Consider the following 16,456-nt stretch of genomic DNA (forward strand, 5'->3'; position numbering starts at 1 on the left):
GCATGCATTTCTTTCAATGAGGAAAATATTTTATCAGCGCCTGCATTATCGCAGAAGGTCGGACGATACGCCCTCGGCCTGCCTGCACGCCTGTCCGCACTCTTTTGGTGCGCACGCTTGATTATTTGGCAAATACCACCTATATTGATAATGATTCTTATTCACATAATGTGAACTGAATCATGCACGACCTTTCCACTGCCATGCGCGGGTGGACTGCTATCCGAGCCAGATCCCGGGCCAGCGTCACGCCATCCCCCAGCTACTGCGCCACTCGCCAGACGAGATAGGAACACACACGACTAAAAATACTCCAGGAAAATAATGCAATCGACCACCGTCTTCTCTTCTTCGCGCCAGCCCGCCTTGCGCCCCCTCCCCCGCTTATTACACATCAGCCTGCTCAGTCTTGCCGCCGGCGTGGTCTTGCCTGCACAGGCTGCCGATGCTGCTGAGGCCGACGTCACCATGCCGGCCGTCACTGTGCTGGGCCATTCGATGGCCACCACGGAAGGCACGCAGTCGTACACGGCAGGCGAAACGCGCAGCGCCACGCGCATGGACCTGTCCCTGCGCGAGACGCCGCAATCGGTCAGCGTCATCACGCGCCAGTTGCTCGACGACCTGGGCGCCGTGCGGCTGGACCAGGCGCTGGCGCAGACGACGGGCATCCAGGTGAACCAGAACGACACGGAACGCACGACGTTTAGTGCGCGCGGCTTCGGCATCAACAATATCCAGATCGATGGCATGGCGCGCGGCGGCAATGCGCCATTGCAAGACACCATCCTGTACGACCGCATCGAGGTCGTGCGCGGCGCCACCGGCCTGATGGGCGGCAAGGGCGACCCGTCGGCCACCATCAACATGATACGCAAGCGGCCGACGAAGGAATTCCAGGCCAGCGCCGGCCTCATCATGGGCCGCTGGGATGACCAGCGCTTCGAGGCCGACCTTTCCACGCCGCTGAACGCGGATGGCAGCGTGCGTGCGCGCACGGCCCTGGCGTGGCAAAAACGCGATTCCTACCTGGACATGTATCACGAACGCAAGACGGTCGGCATGGTCATCGTCGAGGCGGACTTGCGTCCCGGCACCCTGCTGACGGCCGGTGTCGACTTCCAGGACAACAAGCCCACAGGCGCCACCTGGGGCGCCGTGCCCTACTGGAACGCGGACGGCAGCCTGGCCAACTTGCCGCGCAACACCAGCTGGACGGCGCCATGGAGCACCTGGGCCAACAAGCAGCACACGGTATTTACGTCGCTGGACCAGCACCTGCCCGGCAACTGGAATATGCACCTCGGCTATGCGCGCACGGAAAGCACGAACCGCACCACCGTTCTCTATGCGGGCAAGGGTTATCCCGATCCCGCCACGGGCAAAGGCATGGAACTGTGGACGGGCGCCTGGGGCGCAGGCGAAAAGAACAGCGACAATTTCGACATTTACGCCAGCGGGCCGTTCACCTTGCTGGGACGCAAGCATACAGCCATCGTCGGCTGGAATGGCAATAACGCCCAGGACAATTCGATAGGCGGCAAGGCGAAAATCGACTATGAACCTTTGGTCCCTGATTATCGCAGCTGGACGGGCAACATCCCCCGCCCCGTGTTCACCCCGGATGGCTCGCACACGGAAACCGTGACGCGTCTGGCGGGCGGTTACGTGGCCACGCGTTTGAGCCTGGCCGACCCGCTGCACGTGATCATCGGCGCGCGCAGCAGCACCTACCGCACGGAAAAGCGCAACTACAACACGCAAGGCGTGCATACGAACAGCAGTAACTTTGTGGAAACGCGCAACGAGGTCACGCCCTATGTGGGCGCCGTGTTCGACATCAACAAGCAGTATTCGGCCTACGCCAGCTTCACGCAGCTGTTCAATCCCCAATCGAGCAAGGACCGCAACAACCAGTTCCTGGCGCCGGAAACGGGCGACAATGCGGAACTGGGCATCAAGGGCGAATTCTATGAAGGCAAGCTGAATGCATCGGCCGCCCTGTTCCACACGAAGAAAAAGAACCTGGCGGAACTCGACCGCACGGTGCCGCCCGGCTTCCTGCTGCCCGACGGCGGCCAGGCCATGGTGGCCAATGGCGCCGGCGTGACGGCAAAGGGCGTGGAATTCGACGTTTCCGGCCAGTTGTCACCCGGCTGGGAAGCGAGCGGCGGCTATACCTATCTGCACGCGGCCGAGGCTGATGGCCGCCGCGCCGCCACCACGCAGCCGCGCCATTTGCTGCGCCTGGCTACCAGCTACCGTTTCGACGGCCGCCTGGCAGGGCTGAAAGCGGGCGCCAGCATGACAGCGCAAAGCGCCATCTACAGCGAATCGTGGTACGGCCACCCGCCATCGGGCGAGATGACGAATATCCCGCAAGCGGGCTATGCACTGGTCAACGCCATGGCCAGCTATGCCATCAACCGCCACGCCAGCGTGCAGATGAACGTGAATAACTTGCTCGATAAGAAATACTACCGCACCATAGGTTTCTACGACAGCGTGTTCTGGGGCGAACCGCGCAACATCAGCCTGGCCGTGCGCACGGCGTTTTAAGCGCGCCAGTGCGCGGGTGCCGGCAGGGTGAACCCTTCCAGCAAGGGGCCGCCCACGGGCGCCAGCACGGCGGCGGCGACTTGCTCGAACGCATGCTGGCCGGCCGGCAAGTCGCTGGCCACCAGGCGCAGCGCGCCATCGAGCTGGTCGGCGATGGCGGCGTCGAACGCCTGCAGGCGGCGGAACAGGTGCTTGCCGCCGCCGCTCCACTGGCCCGCCGCGCGCAAGTGCAGGTCGGCCAGTGCCTCATACAGCTGGCAAGCCACGGCCAGCGCCTCGCCCGGGTGCGTGCTGTCGACCAGGTCTTCCAGCGCGGTGGTGATGGCGTAGCGGCGTCGCTGCAGGTTTTCCACATCGAGCACGGGCGGCCCGGCGGCGGTGAATGCTTGCGCCAGCGCCAGCAGTTGCGCGTGCTGCGGTCCGGGCGCGGCGATGTTCTCGCCTTCGAGCACCATCATCGCCAGCGGCACCCTGCCACCTGGCGCGTCGATTTCCTTGCAAAAATACGTGAACGTGGCCACGTCGTGCGCGAACAGTTCCACCGTACGCCCTTCGGCCACGAGAGTATCGCGCCAGGCGCAATCGACGTGGTCGAACAGCAGCAGCAAGTCGATATCGGAACTGGACGTCTGCCGGCCCGTGGCGAACGAGCCGCCGATGATGGCCGCCACGGCCGTGGGGTAGCGCTGCTGCACCAGCCGCGCGGCAATTGCGCGGATATCGTCATAGCTGGGGATCATCGTCAAAGCCAGTTCTCCGTGCTGAAAAAACCTATCCTACACGCAATATGCACGCTGCCGCCATCCTGCTACACTGGCGCTCTCCGATCAAGGAACAGACATGGAATACGACTGCATCGTGGTGCCCTCGCCCGTGGGCGAGCTGACCCTGGTGGCGCGCGGCGCGGCCCTGGCCGCCATCCTGTGGGAAAACGACAAGCCCAACCGCGTGCGCCTGGGCGCAATGCGCGTCGGTGACAGTTGCGCCGTGCTGCAGGAAACGGCGCGCCAGCTAGGGGAATATTTTGCCGGCACGCGCCAACGTTTTGAGGTGCCGCTCGATTTTGCCGGCACCCCGTTCCAGCAGGAAGTGTGGCGCGCGCTGCTGACGATACCGTATGGCCAGACGCGCAGCTATGGCAAGATCGCGCGGCAGATTGGCCGCCCCGCCGCCGTGCGCGCCGTGGGCGCCGCCAACGGCAAGAATCCCATTTCCATCATCGCCCCCTGCCACAGGGTCATCGGCGCCACGGGCGAGTTGACGGGCTTCGCGGGCGGCCTGCATGCCAAGGAAACCTTGTTGGCGCTGGAAGGCATCGCGCTGTCCAGCGACCGCGAAGCGCTGAAAACGGGCCACGCCCGCCGCCGCGCCGTGCCCATCGATACGGCGCAAGGCTGCTTGTTTTAGGCGGCGGCAGCGCTCCCCTTGTGGGATACTCACGCCTTCCGCTCAAGCAAACACCTACTATGCCCTATCTTGTCATCCTGTTCTTTGTCGTTCTGTATTTGCTGGCCACCTTCTTTTTCCACATCCCCGCCCTGGTCGCCCTCGTGTATGGCGTGCTGAGCCTGAGCTGTTTCGTGGCCTATGCGATCGACAAATCGGCCGCAAAAGAGGGCCGCTGGCGCACCTCGGAACGCACCCTGCTGCTATTGGGGCTGCTGTGCGGCTGGCCTGGCGCCGTGCTGGCCCAGCAATGGCTGCGCCACAAGTCCAGCAAACGCTCGTTCCGCATCGCGTTCTGGATCACGGTCGCCATCAATATCGGCGCCTTCGTATATTTCAGCATGCATTACGCTGCGCCCGATATCGGCACCGAAGTGGCGCCCATCGAACTGTAAAACTGCCTCCCGCCAAGATGTAACAATTATTGCAGCGCGTTGTTCTTGAAATGATCGCCTGTCAGAATATCAATATTCACGATATTCAAGCCAATTCATCTACACGGGAAAGCCCTTTTCGACCATGCGTACCTTGCAAATCCACCATTCCTTCTTGTTCCGCCTTGCCGCAGCGATTTGTTTCGCCATCACCTTGGCGGGCTGCACAAGCTATCGCTTTATTCCCCCGGACTCCGATGCGGGGCGTCAGTGCGTGACGAGCTGCGGGACCAATCAACAAATATGCATTGCCGGCAAGGAGCAGCTTGCTGCGGCCCAGGCACAAGCTTGTGAGATGCGCAACGTCAGTACGGTTTCCATCTGCCTCGCAGTGGCGAAAACCGATGCGGACCGGGAACTGTGCTCGAAGAAACGCCAATATTGTTCCTCCAGCCCTTCTGGAACGTGGCAATGCGAGTCAGACTACAGAGCCTGCTATACGCAATGCGGCGGCCGAATCGAAGAAAGCGAATAATCGATCGCAAGGCTGATGCCGGCGAACAAGATGCCGGCGCGGCAGGCTTGATTGATTGATTGATCTTGCTACTCGCCCAGCAAGCGCAGCGATTCCAGCCAGTCCGCCTTCCATTCGCGCAACAACGGTTGCGTGGCGAACGCCTTCTTCAGGTGCGCCATGGGCACACGGTGCACGTCGTGCAAGCCGAACGCCAACGTCACCGGATGCCACAGGTGGCTGTTCTTGCCGCCGCGCGAATTCTTGCGCACGCGCGCGCCATCGTCGCCAAAGATGCCCACGCCACTGGCCAGTCCCTGCTCCAGGTCGACCTTGCCCACGCCGGCAAAGGCCAGCAAAATCTGCTCGCGCCCCAGACCCTTCAGGGCGCTGGGCAAGACCACGGGCGCCTTGTCCGCCTGTGCTTCATCGGGCTGCGGATGCTGCAACTGCTTGAGCAAACGCAACAGATCGCGCTCCTGGAAGTGCAAGCCGTCCAAGGGCACGCGCAGTCCCGGCGCCTTCAGCTCGATGGCGATGTTGCCCGAATCGCGCGTAAAACGCAGCCACACGTCGTCCGCGCCCGAGGCCAGGTGCTGCTTGTCCTCGATAAACACGATGGGCGCCGCATAGCGCGTCACGCCGTCATGGAACAGCTCGACCCATGCTTCGCTGTAATCAAGCCATACATACGGCAAGCCGCCCTGCTCCAGCAAACGCGCCAGGGTCCACGGCGTGCCCGTCTGTTGCGCCAGCCAGGCACAGGCGTCAAAGGCGGAGGCGCGGTATGGCAAGGAAATGGAGGTCATGGCGGTTCCGTCGATAAAAGTGGAGCGCAGTGTAGCAGACGCCGTCATCATCCCCTTCGGCGGGCGCAGCGGGCGCGCTTTTTTTGCGCGATGTGCTAGGCTGGTAGCATCAGCACGCGCCATGGCCCCCCGGCCGACTGGCGCACCACCACAAGGGGATCACCATGCATTCGAGCACCAACGCCGCCACCGCACCCGCCCCGCCGCCGGAGCGCGATTCGCCCACGCCGGCCAATGAAGGCCATGCCGAGGAAGCACTCGATGAAGCGCTGAAGGAAAGCTTTCCGGCCAGCGACCCGATCGCCATTGCCACCCCAAAACCAGCCGGCAAGACACCTTCCTGATACACGCCCCAACAGCCACCCTTGCGGTGGCTTCTTTTTTTGCTGAAACTGAATCCGGACGCCCCGCCCCCGCGTACATGGCTATGCCATGACCGAACGACGTTACCACGCGGAAAGGAATCGCCATGCAGCATTACAGCAAAAAGACGGATCCCATGGATCAGCGCCTGTATCTGGCCCAGCGCATCGACAGGGCCGATGCGCGTTTGCAGCGCCTGCACGATGCGGCCGAGCGCGAACGCTGCGCGCAATGGATCACGGCCTGGGCCGTGGCGGCGGGCGCCGACGCGCCGCGCGGCATGAAGCTGCGCATCCGCGGTGAATTCATCTTGCTTTGATAAAAAGCAAAAGCCCCGCCCGATGCATATGCACGGGGCGGGGCCAGTCAAGCCGACGCCGTCCTAGTTGGACGTGTCGCGGTACTGCTCGGGCGTCGTGTCGCCGTCGGCGACCTCATACCACATCGCATTGAGCACGGCGAAGGTCGCCGCCAGCGGAAGACCCAGTATCCAGGCGAAATACCACATAGTTATTCCTTTCGTAAATTCTTAGTAGGCGTGACCGCTGTCGTCCTTGATTGCTTTTGCATCGACCTTGCCCCACAGCACTTTATAGACCCACGTCGTGTAGGCCACGATGAGGGGAATGAAGACGGCCGTGACGACCAGCATGATGAACAGGGTCATGTGGCTGGACGAGGAATCCCACACCGTCAGGCTGGCGCGCGGGTCGATCGACGAAGGCAGGATGAACGGAAACATGGCCGCGCCCACACCGAGGATGATGCCGGCGATGCCGGCCGCGCTGGCCAGCAAGGCGGGCACTTCGCGGCGCGCGCGCTGGAAGGCAAAGGCCAGCAGCGGGCAAAGCAGGCCCAGCGCTGGAGCGATCCAGGTCCACGGATGGGCGGCAAAGTTGAGGAACCAGGCGCCCACGTGCACTTCCGCCGTTTTCAGCATCGGGTTCGACGGACCGTCGACCACCACCGTGCTGCTGATGCGGTAGCCATCGACCCACAGCCACAGGGCCACGCCGGCCAGCGCATACAGCACGACCGTGGCGATTGCCGCCACGCTGCCGTAGCGGCGCGCCCGTTCGGCCACGGCACCGTCCGTCTTCAGCTGCAGCCAGGTGGCGCCGTGCATCACCAGCATGGCGACCGAGACGAGGCCGCACAGCAGGGCGAACGGGTTGAGCAGCGCAAAGAAGGTGCCGTCATAAAAGATGTGCATATCTGGCGAGAAACGGAACGGCACGCCCTGCAGCACGTTGCCGATCGCCACGCCGCAGATCAGGGCCGGCACGAAGCCGCCCACGAACAGGGCCGCGTCCCAGCGGGCGCGCCAGCGCGGGTCTTCGCGCTTGCTGCGGAACTTGAACGCCACGGGACGCACGATCAGCGCCACGAGGATAACGAACATGGCCAGATAAAAGCCCGAGAACGAGACGGCGTACAGTTGCGGCCAGGCGGCGAAGATGGCGCCACCGCCAAGGATCAGCCACACCTGGTTGCCTTCCCACACGGGACCGATACTGTTGATGACGACCCGGCGTTCCAGGTCCGTCTTGCCGACGAAGGGCAGCAAAATGCCCGTGCCCAGGTCGAAGCCGTCCGTGATGGCAAAGCCCACCAGCAGGATGCCGATCAGCAGCCACCAGATCAGGCGCAGTGTTTCGTAAGAAATCATTTCATGCAAAATCATGGTCTGGCCCTCCTTAGGCGCGTTGAGTATGAATGGCTGCGGCCGCTGGCACGGGGACCGGCGCCTTCTCTTCCGGCCCCTTGCGGATGGCCTTGAGCATGAGCTTCATTTCAATAATCAACAGCACGGTGTAGATGGCGGCAAAGCCGGCAATCGTGATCAAGAGGGTCGAAGCACCCAGGTTCGAGACGGCCACGGCCGTCGGCAGCACGCCTTCGATGACCCACGGCTGGCGGCCCACTTCGGCCACGATCCAGCCCGCCTCAATCGCCACCCACGGCAGCGGAATGGCGAACACGGCCAGCTTCAGCAGCCAGCGGTGCTTGTCCAGGGTGCGGCGCGTCGACAGCAGGAAGAAAGTGCCGGTGAGCAAGATAAAGAACATGCCCAGACCCACCATCACGCGGAAGGACCAGAACAGGGGCGCCACGGGCGGCACAGTATCGAGCGCGGCCTTGCGGATCTGCTCGGGCGTGGCCTGGCGCGGGTCATCGACGTAGCGTTTCAGCAGCAAGGCATAGCCCATGGACTGACCTTTCGACTCGAACATGTCCTTCGCGTCCTGCGGCACGGGCGCGCCGGGCGCCACGCTGCGGATGGTTTGCAGCGCGTCATATGCCTTGATGCCATCCTTGATCAGCAGTTCGCCGCGGTCGACCAGCTGCTCGATGCCGGGGATTTCCGTCGTCAGCGAACGCGTGCCGATCAAGCCCATCACCATCGGGATGTGCACGGCGTAATGCGTCTCGCGCGCTTTCGCGTCAGGGAAGCCGAAGGCCGTGAAGGCGGCCGGGGCCGGCTCCGTGGTCCACATGGCTTCGATGGCGGCCAGCTTCATCTTTTGGTGTTCCGACGACAGGTAACCGCTTTCATCGCCAAGCACCACCACCGACAGCGAGGCGGCCAGGCCGAACGAGGCGGCCACCGTCATCGAGCGCTTGGCCAGTTGCACATGGCGCCCCTTCAGCAGATACCAGGCGGAAATACCCAGCACGAAGATGGCAGCGGCCGTATAGCCGGCCGACACCGTGTGCACGAATTTCGCCTGTGCCACGGGATTCGTCAGCACGGCACCGAAGTCCGTCACTTCCATGCGCATGGTTTGCGGATTGAAGGCCGCGCCGACGGGATTTTGCATCCAGCCGTTGGCGATCAAAATCCACAGGGCCGAGAAGTTCGAACCGATGGCCACCAGCCAGGTTGTGACCAGGTGGCCCCGCTTCGACAGCTTGTCCCAGCCGAAGAAGAACAGGCCGACGAAGGTCGCTTCCAGGAAGAAGGCCATCAAGCCCTCGATGGCCAGCGGCGCGCCGAAAATGTCGCCCACATAATGGCTGTAATAGCTCCAGTTCATGCCGAACTGGAATTCCATGACGATGCCCGTCGCCACGCCCATGGCGAAGTTGATGCCGAACAAGACACCCCAGAACTTGGTCATGTCGCGCCAGATGGGGCGGTTCGTCATCACGTAAACCGTCTCCATGATGGCGAGGATCACTGACAGGCCGATCGTCAGCGGAACGAATATAAAGTGGTACAGAGCTGTCAGCGCGAACTGCAGTCTGGATAAAGCGACAATATCGAAGTCCATATGATTTCCTTGGTGTTTCCCTACTGTAATTGTAAACTTGGTATCTATCTGATGCGATTCGATTGGTTCCGCCGCCCACAAGCTGGCGTACGGACCGCCTGTCTCCGTTCTTAGTTAATCTCCGCGCAAGCCCGCCAAGGCTGTCTCGAAGGCTGGCGTGCCACGGCGCGCGTCGCCCACGATGCGGCCATCGCGCAGGCTGACCAGCCGGTCCGCCTGCGCCGCTTCGCGCCGCAAGTGGGTTGCGATCAGCAAGCTGCGCCCTTCGCTGCGCGCCCGCAGGCGCTGCAAGACATCGTTCGCCGTCTGCGCATTCAGTGCTTCCGTCGCTTCGTCCAGCAGCCACAAGGTCGATTCGTGCAGGAACAGCCGCGCCAGCGCCAGGCGCCGCGCCTGGCCGCCCGACAAGCCCAGGCCGCCCTCGCCCAGCATGGTGCCCAAGCCGTCCGCGAAGGCCCGCACCTCCCCGTCCAGGCCGGCCGATTGCAGCGCCGCCCACAGCTGCGCATCGCTGGCGGACGGATCGGCCAGGCGCAGGTTGTCGCGCAAGCTGTCCTGGAACAATTCCGTCTTCTGCGTGAACAGGCAGGCGCGTCCGGCGTGGACACTGCCCGACAGGGGCGCCAGCTCGCGCGCGGCCAGGGCCAGCAAGGTGGACTTGCCCGCGCCGCTGGGGCCGATCAAGGCCACGCGCTCGCCATCGGCGATGTGCAGCGATACGTCGTGCAAGATGGCAACGTGGCTGCCCGCATGCGCGGCGCTGACGTGTTCCAGGCGCAAGCCCGGCGCGGCGTCGACGGGCGGCGCAACTACATCGTCTCCATCGAGGCGCGGCGCCAGACGGCGCATGGCCAGCAGCATGCGGCCCGCTTCCAGCGCGCCACGGCGCAGTCCCGCGAACGGTTCCACTGCCGTCAGGGCGATCAGCAAAGCCAGGGCTGCCAGCGGCAAACTCATCGTTTGCTGTTCCACCAGCGCGGCGACGGCGAGCAGCACCCCCGCCAGGGTCGCGCTGCCGGCCACGCCATACGCGGCGCCGGCGGCAGTCTCCAGGCGCAGCAGGGCGAAATCGGCTTGCGCCAGCGAACGGTCGATCTGCGCCAACGCCGCGCACTGGGCGTCGATGCGGCCCGCCATCACCAAGTCCGTCTGACCGGCCACCAGGTCGATGGTGCCGGAACGCAATTTTTCGATGGCGCGCGAACGCACGATGGCGGGGCGGCGCGCGCGTTGCGCCACGACCCAGCTGATGCCGCCGCCGGCGGCCAGCAGCCACGCGGCCAGGCCCAGCCCCAGTTGCCACTGCATCACGCCCAGCGCCACGCCGGCCAGCAAGGCTACGCACAAGGCCGTGAAGGCAGGCACGAGCAGGCGCAAATACAGTGATTCGAGCGCGTCGATATCGGCCGTCAGGCGGAACAGCAGCTTGGCTGGCTGGCGCAGCAGCCGGCTGGCCGCTTCCGGGCGCGACCAGCCACGGAACAGCTGCACGCGGATGCTGGCCAGCGCAGCGAACGTGGCGTCGTGCGTGACGAGGCGTTCCGCATAGCGCGAACCCGTGCGGCCGATGGCCAGCAGGCGGATGCCGGCCGACGGACCGAAGACGTCGAACAGGATCGCCGTCGAAGCGTGCAGGCCGGCAATCGAGGTGGCCGTGATAAACCAGCCCGACAAGCCCAATAAGGCCATGCCGGACACCGCCGTCAGGGCCGCCAGCAAGGCGCCGCCGATCAGCTTGCCGGGCTGGGCCAGCAGCAATTGCCGCAGGACGGGGTTCGATATGAGGGAAGTTTTCATGCCTGCTGTTCCTGTTCCTGCTCCTGTACCTGCGCCCGGACATCGACCTGCACCGTGCGCTGCAGGCGGCCGGCCAGCACGGGATCGTGCGTGGCGACGATCATCGTCTTGCCTTTCGCCAGTGCCAGCAAGGCGTCCGTGACGCGCGCCGCCGTTTCGCTGTCCAGGTGGGCCGTCGGTTCATCGACCAGCAGCAAATCGGCATGCGGATGCAGGGCCACGCGGGCCAGGGCCAGACGCACGGCTTCGCCGCCGGACAAGCCCTGGCCGCCATCGCTGAGCATGACGGCCGGCTGCGCCTGCGCCACGGCAGCCAGGTCGGCCAGGTGCAGCGCCTGCGTCACCTGCGTAGCGCTGGCGCCCGCGCGGCCCAGGGTCACATTCTGGCTGACGGACGCAGCAAACACGTGGGGGCGCTGGCCCATCCAGGCCATGCGCTGGCGCAAAGTATTGACCGTGCTGTCGGTCAGGCGCACGCCGCCGATGCGGATCTCGCCGCCGCTGGCGGGCAGCAAGCCGGCCAGCAGCGACAGCAAAGTGGTCTTGCCGGCGCCGCTGGCGCCCAGCAGGGCGACGTGTTCGCCGGCGCGCACGCTCAAGTCAAAGTGGTCGAATACGGGCGCCTCGCCGGGGTGGGCGAAGCGCAGTTGATGGAGTTCCACGGCAGGCGGTGGCGCCACCGCCATGGCGGCGGCGGAAACGGCAGCCACTTCCACACCGGCGCCGGGCAGGGCTACGCCCTCCCCCGCCAGGTCGTGCAGGCCGGCCAGGCCCGCTTCGCCGGCCGCCTTGTCGTGCCAGACGGCGGCCAGTTCGCGCAGCGGTTCGAAGAAAGCGGGCGCCAGCAGCAGGATGAACAAGCCCTGCCCCAGCGTCAGTTCCCGGCCCCAGGTGCCAAAATTGATGCTCCCCAGCAAGGAAAAACCGATAAACGCGGCCACCATGGCCACGCCCAGCGCGGAAAACAGTTCCAGCACGGCGGACGACAAAAAGGCGATGCGCAGCACCACCATCGTGCGCCGGCGCACGGATTGCGACGAAGCGTCCAGCCGTGCGGCCGTAGCGTCGACGGCGTCGAGCGCGCGCAGGGTGGCCAGGCCGCGCAGGCGGTCCAATAGAAACGCGTTCATGCTGCCCATTTCCACCATCTGCGCGCGGCTGGCCGCCTGTGCGCCCATGCCGACCAGGGCCATGAAGACGGGAATCAGGGGCGCGGCGATGAGCAGGATCAAGGCGGCGATCCACGACAGCGGCGTCACCACGGCGAGGATCACGAGCGGCACGAGCATGACTTTCCAGCGCGCCGGCTTGTAGCGCACCAGATACGGCACGATGGCTTCGGCCTGTTCGGCGATGACGGAGGCCGCCTGGCCCGACTGGGCGCGCTGGCGGTCCAGCGGCGAACGCTGCGCCAGCGCTTGCGCCACTTGCGCGCGCAAGGTGGACAGGTGCGCGCGCGCCGCCGCATACATGCGCCGCGCGCCCCACGCTTCGCAGCCGGCGCGCAGCACGCCCAGCAGCAGCACGCCAGCGGCCGGCAGCAGGGCCGCGCGCCATGGAGTGCCGTCGAGCATGGCTTGCACGGCCCAGGCCAGCAAGGCCGCTTGTGGCAGCCACAGCAAGGCGGCGCCGCCTTGCGCCAGGCTGGCAGCGCGGGGAAGGATAAAGCGGGGCAAGGACAGTGGCGTGGTCGGCATCTCTATACTTTTTGAGTTTTCAGAATTTTCTGTAAATTCGATATTTTGTATAATACTGCGAAACATGACATATATCAATTGACCCTGCGGGTGTGGCGTGAAAAAATTCAGATAATTATGAAAACTCAACATATCCAAATGACGCCGCTGATCCTGACCTTCGTCAGCCATTTCGGCGAGATGGGCAGCCGCTGGGGCTTTAACCGCACAGTGGGGCAAGTGTACGCCTTGTTGTTTGTCGCGGAGCATCCTTTACACGCGGATGAAATCGCGGAACACCTGAGTTTTTCGCGCTCGAACGTGAGCATCGGCCTGAAGGAATTGCAGGGCTGGGGCTTGATCCGCCAGTCGCGCATCCCCGGCGACCGGCGCGAGTATTTTTCCTCGCTGGGCGATGTGTGGCAAATCTTCCGCGTGGTGGCCGCCGAGCGCCGCCGCCGCGAAGTGGCGCCCACCCTGACGGTGCTGCGCGAATCGCTGCTGGCGCCGGCCACGGAACCCGTCGACCAGTATGCGCAGGAGCGCATGCGGGAAATGTATGAATTGGTCGACTTGGCCAACACCTGGTTCGACGACTTGCAGCGCCTGTCGCCCGAATCGATGGCGCAGCTGATGAAAATGGGTGCCAAGGTGCAAAAATTGCTCAACGCCAAGGATCGCCTGTTTGGCGTCAGCAACGACTGAAGCCCCCCCCCCTCCTGCGTCTTCCTCCTCCCTCCAGCACAAAGCGGCGTGTCTTGTCACGCCGCTCCTGATCGCCGCGCGACCGCTCGCTGGCACAGCCATACATAGCCGTATGCGACATTGCCAACTAAGCCAATAGAATTATTTAAATTACATTAGTTTGCATCGAGACTAAGCTTGCATATGCGTACTCACGCAAAGGCGAATGGGCGACAAGTTGACCTCCCTGACAGGACGGCGCGCACCCTGAAGCAGTGAAATGCCTGCAATAAAACCAAAGGGGATTTTCATGAAAAGCATAACAAGCATTGCCATACGGACATCCATACTGGCCGCCCTTGCGGCCTTGATGGGCATGGCACAGGCAGCTACATGGATCGACGTGGGACCGGCCAGCGGTTTCAGCATCGAAGGCAGCACAGTCACTTACTCGCCGTCGCCAGCCACCATGGTGAAATACTATGACGACAATCTCGTGCCGCAGAGTCCAGCCAACATCCAGAGCCAAATCAACAGCGTTTTCGGCACCAGCCTGGGTGAGGCCGTCTCATTTTGCGACAATGCCACTTCAGGCTGTACCGCCGGCACCACGGCAAGCGCCAGCGGCGGGGGGAATTCCTTCACGAGCGCGGCGGCCTATGACTATCTGGCCATCCATTTCGGCCAGGGCGAACTGGTCTTCCACTGGGCCGCTCCCGTCGCAGCCGGCACGACCTTCACGGTAGAGGGCTTGCCCAAGGACCTGAGCAATTACCGCGCCTATGTTTCCGCCATACCTGAACCGGAAACCTATGCCATGCTGCTCGCCGGCCTGGGCCTGCTCGGCGTCCTGGCGCGCCGCCGCCAGGCAAAATAAGAGCATCGGGCAAGGCCCGCAACACGGCGCCGGCGCATCCATGTTTACAGCGCGCTTGCGCCGCGCCGCCCACTCTTTACACCGCCTTTATGCCGCTCCCGCTATGCTGGCCGACATCATCAGCCATCGTTGCGAGGGAGTTCACATGCATGAATCACCATTCCAGCCGCGCGCGCGCGACCTGGTCCGCCGGCATTTGCCTGCGCGCGAACGGCTGCGCCTGGCACGCCTGGCGAGCAAGAAAATGCTGTCGGTGTTGTCTGCGCTGCTGTGCGCCGTGCCGCTGCTGTATTTGCTGAGCGTGGTGCTGTTTGCGCAGCCTTAGGGCCGCGTGCTGATAGACAGGAAAGAGAGAAGATGCGGCCGCATGGCGCAAGCCGTGGCCAGTATGAAACTGGTCCGCCCAGAGGGAATCGAACCCCCATTCACGGTTTAGAAGACCGTTGTCCTATCCGTTGAACGATGGGCGGAGAGGTGCAGTATTTTAGTCCATGCGCGCCAGCAATGAAATGCTGGCGCGGAATAGAAAACGGGCTGTCATTTCTGACAGCCCGCTTATGACTTTGGTCGGAGTACAAGGATTCGAACCTTGGACCCCCTGGTCCCAAACCAGGTGCGCTACCGGGCTGCGCCACACTCCGAAGACAAGATAATAACGCCCCCACCCAATTTCGTCAATTGCCATAGACGAATTAGATGGAAATAACTATCGGCGCCTGCCTTTACACAGCCACCTTATCGGCGATGCGGCGCGCCATGCTCTCGGCCTTGTCCTTGTCCTTCGCTTCCACCATCACGCGGATCAGCGGTTCCGTGCCCGAAGCGCGGATCAGCACGCGGCCCGTGTCACCCAGCTCGGCCTCGACCAGTTCTTTCTCGGCCACCATGGCGGCATTTTTCTGCCAGTCGAAACCGGGCGCCACGCGCAGGTTGATCAGGGTTTGCGGGAACAGCACCAGCTCGGCCAGACATTGCTGCAGGCTCTGCCCGCTGCGCTTGAGCGCGGACAATACTTGCAGCGCGGAGACGATGCCGTCACCCGTCGTGTGCTTGTCCAGGCACAGCAAATGGCCGGAGCCTTCGCCGCCCAGTATCCAGCCCTTTTCCTTCATGACTTCCAGCACGTAGCGGTCGCCCACCTTGGCGCGCGCAAAGCCGATGCCCTGCTGCTTGAACAGCACTTCCAGCGCCATGTTGGTCATCAAGGTGCCGACGGCACCGGCCACGGGGCCTGTCGCCAGGCGGTCCTTGACCATGACGTACAACAACTCGTCGCCGTTATACAGGCGGCCCGTGGCGTCGCACATGATCAGGCGGTCGGCGTCGCCATCGAGGGCGATGCCCAGGTCCGCGCCGTGCTCGACGACGGCTTCGGCCATGGCCTTGGTTGCCGTGGCGCCGAAGCCCGCATTGATGTTGAAACCGTCGGGCTTGTTGCCGATGGCGATGACTTCCGCGCCCAGCTCATGGAACACGTGCGGCGCGATATGGTAGGCGGCGCCGTGTGCGCAATCGACGACGATCTTCAGGCCGCGCAGATCCAGCTCGTTCGGGAAGGTGCCCTTGCAAAATTCGATGTAGCGGCCCTGGGCATCGTCCAGGCGCTTGGCGCGGCCCAGCTTTTCAGATGGCACGCAGGCCATCGGTTCGTCGAGCGCCGCTTCGATTTCCAGTTCCACGCTGTCGGGCAGCTTGGTGCCCTGGCCGGAAAAGAACTTGATGCCATTGTCATGGTAGGGATTGTGCGAGGCGGAAATGACGACACCGGCCGACAGGCGCAGCGCCCGCGTCAGGTAAGCAATTGCCGGGGTCGGCATGGGGCCGGCCAGCATCACGTCCACGCCAGCGGCCGACAGGCCCGCTTCCAGCGCCGCTTCCAGCATGTAGCCGGAAATGCGCGTGTCCTTGCCGATCAGCACCGTCGGGCGCGTCTTGCCGCCTTGCGACTTGGCCAGCACCTTGCCGGCCGCATAGCCGAGGCGCATGACGAAATCGGGGGTGATCGGAGCCGTGCCCACCAGGCCGCGGATGCCGTCGGTGCCAAAATATTTACGCGTCATAGTATTTCTCTTTTTGTTGTTT

17 protein-coding genes and 2 tRNA genes are annotated in these 16,456 nt (G+C 63.7%); 9 read left to right on the top strand and 10 right to left on the bottom strand.

Annotated elements, in window-relative coordinates; all coding sequences use genetic code 11:
- The first annotated feature begins 324 nt into the window (after positions 1 to 324).
- Entirely contained in the window at positions 325 to 2,559 is a 2,235-nt protein-coding gene (locus tag CSQ93_RS20125; RefSeq protein WP_099379560.1) for a TonB-dependent siderophore receptor, read from the top strand.
- On the opposite strand, the gene CSQ93_RS20130 is transcribed toward CSQ93_RS20125, so the two are convergent.
- Positions 2,556 to 3,299, bottom strand: coding sequence for a nucleotidyltransferase domain-containing protein (locus CSQ93_RS20130; RefSeq protein WP_099379561.1), 744 nt, complete (start codon positions 3,297 to 3,299; stop codon positions 2,556 to 2,558). The genes CSQ93_RS20125 and CSQ93_RS20130 overlap by 4 nt on opposite strands.
- Before the next feature lie 100 nt (positions 3,300 to 3,399).
- Between CSQ93_RS20130 and CSQ93_RS20135 the strand changes: the two genes are divergently transcribed.
- The 3 genes from CSQ93_RS20135 (at position 3,400) to CSQ93_RS28970 (ending at position 4,914) form a co-directional block, all read left to right on the top strand.
- Positions 3,400 to 3,966, top strand: coding sequence for a methylated-DNA--[protein]-cysteine S-methyltransferase (locus CSQ93_RS20135; RefSeq protein WP_099379562.1), 567 nt, complete (start codon positions 3,400 to 3,402; stop codon positions 3,964 to 3,966).
- A 59-nt stretch (positions 3,967 to 4,025) separates the two neighbouring features.
- Positions 4,026 to 4,400: a DUF1294 domain-containing protein gene (locus CSQ93_RS20140; RefSeq protein ID WP_099379563.1), complete on the top strand. Its 375-nt coding sequence runs from the start codon at positions 4,026 to 4,028 to the stop codon at positions 4,398 to 4,400.
- Positions 4,401 to 4,524: 124 nt separating this feature from the next.
- Entirely contained in the window at positions 4,525 to 4,914 is a 390-nt protein-coding gene (locus tag CSQ93_RS28970) for a hypothetical protein (RefSeq protein ID WP_158301303.1), read from the top strand.
- Between the two features lie 68 nt (positions 4,915 to 4,982).
- On the opposite strand, the gene CSQ93_RS20145 is transcribed toward CSQ93_RS28970, so the two are convergent.
- A complete protein-coding gene (locus tag CSQ93_RS20145; RefSeq protein WP_099379564.1) occupies positions 4,983 to 5,702 on the bottom strand; it encodes a hypothetical protein in 720 nt (239 codons plus the stop codon).
- 164 nt (positions 5,703 to 5,866) lie between these two features.
- On the opposite strand from CSQ93_RS20145, the gene CSQ93_RS20150 reads away from it, so the two are divergent.
- Together CSQ93_RS20150 and CSQ93_RS20155 are read left to right on the top strand one after the other, a co-directional pair.
- Positions 5,867 to 6,046, top strand: coding sequence for a hypothetical protein (locus CSQ93_RS20150; protein WP_099379565.1), 180 nt, complete (start codon positions 5,867 to 5,869; stop codon positions 6,044 to 6,046).
- 125 nt (positions 6,047 to 6,171) lie between these two features.
- Positions 6,172 to 6,384: a hypothetical protein gene (locus CSQ93_RS20155; RefSeq protein ID WP_035817803.1), complete on the top strand. Its 213-nt coding sequence runs from the start codon at positions 6,172 to 6,174 to the stop codon at positions 6,382 to 6,384.
- Between the two features lie 63 nt (positions 6,385 to 6,447).
- Here CSQ93_RS20155 and cydX read toward each other — a convergent pair whose 3' ends face one another.
- The 5 genes from cydX to cydD form a co-directional block, all read right to left on the bottom strand.
- Positions 6,448 to 6,573 (bottom strand): cytochrome bd-I oxidase subunit CydX, encoded by a 126-nt coding sequence (gene cydX, locus CSQ93_RS20160; protein WP_099379566.1) that lies wholly within the window; start codon positions 6,571 to 6,573, stop codon positions 6,448 to 6,450.
- A gap of 21 nt (positions 6,574 to 6,594) precedes the next feature.
- On the bottom strand, positions 6,595 to 7,749 hold the full coding sequence (gene cydB / locus CSQ93_RS20165; protein ID WP_099379567.1) for a cytochrome d ubiquinol oxidase subunit II: 1,155 nt from the start codon (positions 7,747 to 7,749) through the stop codon (positions 6,595 to 6,597).
- Positions 7,750 to 7,762: 13 nt separating this feature from the next.
- Positions 7,763 to 9,340, bottom strand: a complete 1,578-nt coding sequence (locus CSQ93_RS20170) for a cytochrome ubiquinol oxidase subunit I (RefSeq protein ID WP_099379568.1) — start codon at positions 9,338 to 9,340, stop codon at positions 7,763 to 7,765.
- Positions 9,341 to 9,454: 114 nt separating this feature from the next.
- On the bottom strand, positions 9,455 to 11,137 hold the full coding sequence (locus tag CSQ93_RS20175) for an amino acid ABC transporter ATP-binding/permease protein (RefSeq protein WP_099379569.1): 1,683 nt from the start codon (positions 11,135 to 11,137) through the stop codon (positions 9,455 to 9,457).
- Complete coding sequence (gene cydD, locus CSQ93_RS20180) at positions 11,134 to 12,834, bottom strand: thiol reductant ABC exporter subunit CydD (RefSeq protein WP_099379570.1); 1,701 nt, start codon at positions 12,832 to 12,834, stop codon at positions 11,134 to 11,136. Before cydD ends, CSQ93_RS20175 begins: the two co-directional genes overlap by 4 nt.
- A 138-nt stretch (positions 12,835 to 12,972) precedes the next feature.
- Here cydD and CSQ93_RS20185 point away from each other — a divergent pair, with 138 nt between their 5' ends.
- The 3 genes from CSQ93_RS20185 to CSQ93_RS20200 all read left to right on the top strand — a co-directional run bounded on the left by CSQ93_RS20185 (position 12,973) and on the right by CSQ93_RS20200 (position 14,699).
- On the top strand, positions 12,973 to 13,518 hold the full coding sequence (locus CSQ93_RS20185) for a GbsR/MarR family transcriptional regulator (protein WP_199534463.1): 546 nt from the start codon (positions 12,973 to 12,975) through the stop codon (positions 13,516 to 13,518).
- 355 nt (positions 13,519 to 13,873) lie between these two features.
- Positions 13,874 to 14,374 (top strand): FxDxF family PEP-CTERM protein, encoded by a 501-nt coding sequence (locus tag CSQ93_RS29680; protein WP_267891672.1) that lies wholly within the window; start codon positions 13,874 to 13,876, stop codon positions 14,372 to 14,374.
- Between the two features lie 145 nt (positions 14,375 to 14,519).
- On the top strand, positions 14,520 to 14,699 hold the full coding sequence (locus CSQ93_RS20200) for a hypothetical protein (RefSeq protein ID WP_099379572.1): 180 nt from the start codon (positions 14,520 to 14,522) through the stop codon (positions 14,697 to 14,699).
- Positions 14,700 to 14,769: 70 nt separating this feature from the next.
- Here the strand turns inward: CSQ93_RS20200 and CSQ93_RS20205 are convergent.
- From CSQ93_RS20205 to glmM, 3 genes are all read right to left on the bottom strand, one after another.
- Positions 14,770 to 14,844 (bottom strand) — tRNA-Arg (locus CSQ93_RS20205).
- A gap of 94 nt (positions 14,845 to 14,938) precedes the next feature.
- A tRNA-Pro gene (locus tag CSQ93_RS20210) sits at positions 14,939 to 15,015 on the bottom strand.
- Positions 15,016 to 15,096: 81 nt separating this feature from the next.
- Complete coding sequence (gene glmM, locus CSQ93_RS20215; RefSeq protein ID WP_099379573.1) at positions 15,097 to 16,434, bottom strand: phosphoglucosamine mutase; 1,338 nt, start codon at positions 16,432 to 16,434, stop codon at positions 15,097 to 15,099.
- Between the last annotated feature and the right edge of the window lie 22 nt (positions 16,435 to 16,456).

Source organism: Janthinobacterium sp. BJB426 (assembly GCF_002735705.1).
GTDB lineage: Bacteria > Pseudomonadota > Gammaproteobacteria > Burkholderiales > Burkholderiaceae_D > Janthinobacterium.